The 1,201-nt window shown below is 55.0% G+C and carries 1 protein-coding gene; it reads left to right on the top strand.

What is annotated here, in order from left to right; all coding sequences use genetic code 11:
• Window positions 1-263: 263 nt before the first annotated feature.
• Window positions 264-977: a hypothetical protein gene (locus FHS00_RS17545; protein ID WP_183475389.1), complete on the top strand. Its 714-nt coding sequence runs from the start codon at window positions 264-266 to the stop codon at window positions 975-977.
• Window positions 978-1,201: the final 224 nt, after the last annotated feature.

Genomic DNA, 1,201 nt, shown 5'->3' with positions numbered 1-1,201 from the left:
GCTACGACAGATGCCCGAAGGTCTTCCTTTCTGCCATCGCCCTGGCCGCGACCGTCATGTTCTGGCTTTGAGGGTTAACGAGTCCTGACCCTAGCTAGGTCAGCGGCGAGGACTATGAGCTTAAGTTTCGCACCCGGCCCACGACGCCAGCGATCACTATGGCACAGGCTAGCCCGGATATTCCAACATCCTTCTGCATTGACCCCAAGCGTCGTCTATCCTCAATTTACAACCAGGTCGCTCGACGTTCGCAGTGCGGCAAAATGCTGGTTTACCTGTCACGTCACAAAGTGTGGAAATCGCCGATGCCGAATGCGATCACCATCATTAACGCGCGTTTCGAAAGCAATCTTTCAGCAGACTCTGACCAGAGCAGGAAGCCGGCCGGAGCCGATGCCCATGTGGCCGGCACCGAGGTCGACTGGGCACCGACCGGGCTTCCCAAGCGTCGGCGCAATGTCCGATCATGGGTCACATTCTGGCATGATGAGGCCAGCGCTTCTGGTTTCCTGGCTAATAGGCATACGTGGATCCCCATTCTTTCTAGCGCTACGAAAGTTTCGGCCGGGCTTCTTCTGCCCTATGCAAGCTATGGCGACGTCAACTGGCGTGGCCGTTCTCCCGCGCCCATTGCTTTGAAACACACGCCGAAAAGTCCCGAGCTGAGCCGGGTTTTCGCCATAACCTCTATCGGCCTTGGCGGGCTCGGACCAGGTGCATTGGCCTTTGGTCAAGGCAACTATGCCATCCGAAACGTCATCCGTGAGCAGAGTGGGCTTGAATTCGAGGCACAGGTCCTGCCAGATGACCAAAAGCTTGATCCGCTGAACATGTCGCTTTGGAGCAGTGAAGAGGCGCTCGTAAATTTTGCCTACCGGAGCGAGCCACATAGGAGCGCCATGGGCGCGAAGGATCATCCGGACTTGCTGCGAGGATCGTTCACACGCTGTCATGTGAAATCGTTTTGGGTCGAATAGGTCGAGCCTACAGAACTTCCACCAATTCCAAAAGAAGGCTTGAGAGGTCGGTAACTCCGGGTTGGCAATCAGATTGCATAGCTATGCTGTAGCAAATATTACATAATGTAGATTACGCGAAATATCTAATGTAGCAGCAAAGCTAAAGTGTCACCCATGAGCAATGCAGAAGTGTCACTCTCGCCTGCACCGAGCACAGGCAGAGAGACCGAGCATGGGATGGG

Origin of the sequence: Limimaricola variabilis (assembly GCF_014195545.1) — a bacterium.
Classification (GTDB): Bacteria; Pseudomonadota; Alphaproteobacteria; order Rhodobacterales; family Rhodobacteraceae; genus Limimaricola; species Limimaricola variabilis.
This window is presented reverse-complemented; position numbering and strand designations above follow the sequence as displayed.

Excerpts from the sequence above, each read along its gene's own strand:
- FHS00_RS17545 (WP_183475389.1), top strand. The coding sequence starts at position 264 with ATGCTGGTTTACCTGTCACGTCACAAAGTGTGGAAATCGCCGATGCCG.